The sequence below is a fragment of the Martelella sp. genome (assembly GCF_984369615.1).
Genome location: NZ_CFHTCS010000457.1, coordinates 1 through 2,953, shown reverse-complemented (window position 1 = coordinate 2,953; position 2,953 = coordinate 1). Strand labels below are relative to the sequence as shown.

The following is a 2,953-nucleotide window of genomic DNA, read 5'->3' as shown; positions in this document are numbered from 1 at the left end:
CGGAACGGGCGAGAGATGGCCAGTTCTCCGTCTGGCCGATGGTCATGGCGCTGTTAAGGGCAAGGATCGAGGCCGGGAACGCCACGCAGACGCCAAAACCCGATGACGACGGGGCAGGGGAGCGCGCCGGCGATGACGGTCTCTCGATTTCGCCCGCTTTGGCACGCTCATTGAAGAAGCCGCGATGATGAACAGGCAAACCGTCGCCATCTGACGGCAGCATCGCTTGTGAAAACGCTGGTGACGAACTATGTATGACTACAGTGGTTACGAAATAGGATTACGATAATGAGGGAAATTCAGCTCAGAGATGCAAAGGCGACGTTTTCTGCTGTTGTCGATCAGGCCGTGCACGGCACGCCGTCGGTGATCACGCGGCGCGGTCGCAAGGAAGTGGTCGTCTTGTCCTACGAGGAATACGAAAAACTCGCGCATGTGCCCAGTTTTGGCCGGCTTCTGGCTGCCTATCCAGGCGAGGACGATACGATTGCCGAGCGCAGTGATGAACCCGGACGCGATGTCGCGTTTTGATGTATCTCGTCGATACCAATGTCATTTCGGCACTTGCACCGTCGAAACGCGGAGGCGAGGTGGAGCTGATCGGGTGGCTTGACAGGGCAAGCGATGCGCTTTTCTTGTCCACGGTAACGGCTGCCGAGGTGCGCGCCGGGATTGCCAAGGCGGAACGGGAACAATCGACGACGAAGGCAGAGCGCTTGCAGGCGTGGTGGCAGAGCATCGAATATCTTTATGGCGAGAAAATCCTGCCATTTGATCTTCGCTGTGCCCATGCCGCAGGCGAAATCCTCGATGCCGCCCGCGCCCATCAGCCGGGCTTTGCCGATATCGCCATCGCCGCGACTGCAAAGGCCCACGGGTTGACGATCCTGACCCGCAATCTCCGCCATTTCGCACCGCTTGGCGTTCCGGTGCATGATCCGTTTCAGTCGCTGCCGGGTTGAAACGCCTTTGTTGGCGGAGCGAGCAAAAGGCGACCATCGTCTAAGCCGATGCGCGTTGACCAGCGGTTCCTGATTGATGGCCCCAGCGCGCTCGATGACGGCTGGCCAAGCAGCGCGATCAACGGGCTTATGCCGTGGCGCTTCCAAGCCTCAATAGGTTCGATTGCCGCTTACGCTGAATTTGATTTCGCTGTGGGACTCTTGACGGAGTAGAGCAGATTACAGCCCCGCTGCCTTGGTGAGATTGACGCGGAACCGGTCGCGCCTGCGCTGATAGCGCCTTGTCATTTCGGCCGATGCATGGCCGAGCTGTTTCTGGACGTAGCGCTCATCGACTTCGGCCGAGGATGCAAGGCCGGCGCGCAGCGAATGACCGGAGAACAGTTTTATCCTTTCGGCCTCGGGCAGCTCGCCGCGAATGCCGGCGGCAAGAACGGTCTTCTTGATGAGGCGGGCAATCTCCTGGTCCCTTAGCCGTTCGGGACCGACGGCCTTGCCCTTGCCGGTGACGCGGCGGAACAGCGGGCCGTGGCCGATCCTGCCGAGCTTCAGCCAGGTTTCCACGGCATGGACCGGGCAGGTGAGATCGGAGGAGCCGCGGCCGACCTCCACCTCGCGCCAGCCGGTCTTGCCGCGCAGCGTCACCAGCATGCCCTTGTCGAGGATTTCGATCCAGCCGTTTCCGTCATCGGTCTGGTCGCGCCCGCAATCGAGCGCGACGATCTCCGAGCGGCGCAACCCGCCGGCAAACCCCATCAGCAGCATGGCGCGATCGCGCAGGCCGCGGAGCGTTCCCCGGTCGAGCGTTTCGACCATGGCGATCAGTTCCTCGGGCAGGATCGCCTCCTTCTGGCGCTGCGGGGCCGCATGACGATTGCGGATGCCGGCCAGCACCGTGGTTATGTGGCGGTCGCGGCGATCAAGCGTGAGACCGCGCTGCGCATAGTTCCACGCGATCGCCGACAGCCGCCGCTCGATGGTGGAGACCGCGCTTGGCTTTGCCCGCGGGGCCGCTTCGCCGGAGGCGAGCGCCGTGATGTAGAGCCCGACGGTCTGTGCATCCGGCGGCAGGGTCGCAAGCCCCTTGCGCCGGCACCAGCTCGAGAAATGCGCCCAGTCGGCGGCATAGGCGCGCCGCGTGTTGGCCGCGCTCGAGGCGTCGACGTAACCGCGGGCGCGTTCGAACAGCGGCGCGAGATGACCCGTCACTGCGCCCGACGTCCCCGACGGCTGCAATTCATAAGCGGCGCTCGTGCCGAGAGACGGGCTGGCGTGCGGATCGACGTCGTTTTCGGGCATTGAGGGCCTCAGAATGGGGTTTTTCTCTATAATGAGTATTATGAACGATAATGCAAGATTATCAATCATAATACGGAAAGGACAAGCCGTGCGGTTATATGCGATTTCTCTGGCATGAACCGCTCTTATCCTGTAGCTTCATCGCCATGGAATCGCGCGCCGCCACACCTACCAACACAGTCATGCTCACCGCCGCCATGCCGGGCTGGGTTCGCCCGCGCGGGCGTGATGCCACCGAAGCCGATGCCGCCTTCTCGGCTGGTATCGCTCTGAAATCGCTGGATGATCTCGTCCGGTCCGAACCCGCCTGGGCCGGCTGCTGGCGGAATCGCCAGGCCCTGAAATGCGCCGCCGCCGCCGTCCGCCTGACCGGCCGCAACGAGGACGAGGCGGCGCTGCGCGACGCCGTCCTGCTCACCGCCGCAGGCGACGATCCCGGTCCCGCGGGCAAGATGTTTCTGGCCTACAAAAGGCTCGCCGCCCGAAAACCCGGTTTTTCCGTGAAACAGGTCGAAGATCTTGCCGACCTCATGGGGATCGCTTGGAATGATGATCTCGCGTCGATCCTGGAGCTGGCGGAAGCCGCACTCCAGTCCGGTCGCGCCGTTCCCTTCGTGGTCGCCGACCTTGTGACCGCAATCCTCGCCATCCGACCGGATGCCGAACCTTTGGCCTGGGCGATGGCCGACATG

4 protein-coding genes and 1 pseudogene are annotated in these 2,953 nt (G+C 62.9%); 4 read left to right on the top strand and 1 reads right to left on the bottom strand.

The window, feature by feature from the left end:
- The 3 genes and pseudogenes from AC5DC2_RS22145 to AC5DC2_RS22135 form a co-directional block, all read left to right on the top strand.
- Positions 1 to 188, top strand: a pseudogene (locus AC5DC2_RS22145) (plasmid replication protein RepC); the annotation flags it as partial.
- A 100-nt stretch (positions 189 to 288) separates the two neighbouring features.
- Entirely contained in the window at positions 289 to 531 is a 243-nt protein-coding gene (locus AC5DC2_RS22140) for a type II toxin-antitoxin system Phd/YefM family antitoxin (RefSeq protein ID WP_491700048.1), read from the top strand.
- Positions 531 to 962 (top strand): type II toxin-antitoxin system VapC family toxin, encoded by a 432-nt coding sequence (locus tag AC5DC2_RS22135; RefSeq protein WP_491700047.1) that lies wholly within the window; start codon positions 531 to 533, stop codon positions 960 to 962. The genes AC5DC2_RS22140 and AC5DC2_RS22135 overlap by 1 nt, the downstream gene beginning before the upstream one ends.
- Positions 963 to 1,181: 219 nt before the next feature.
- On the opposite strand, the gene AC5DC2_RS22130 is transcribed toward AC5DC2_RS22135, so the two are convergent.
- Positions 1,182 to 2,261, bottom strand: coding sequence for a tyrosine-type recombinase/integrase (locus AC5DC2_RS22130; RefSeq protein ID WP_491700046.1), 1,080 nt, complete (start codon positions 2,259 to 2,261; stop codon positions 1,182 to 1,184).
- A gap of 146 nt (positions 2,262 to 2,407) precedes the next feature.
- On the opposite strand from AC5DC2_RS22130, the gene AC5DC2_RS22125 reads away from it, so the two are divergent.
- The coding region (locus tag AC5DC2_RS22125) for a DUF1403 family protein (RefSeq protein ID WP_491700049.1) at positions 2,408 to 2,953 on the top strand (546 nt) is incomplete at its 3' end.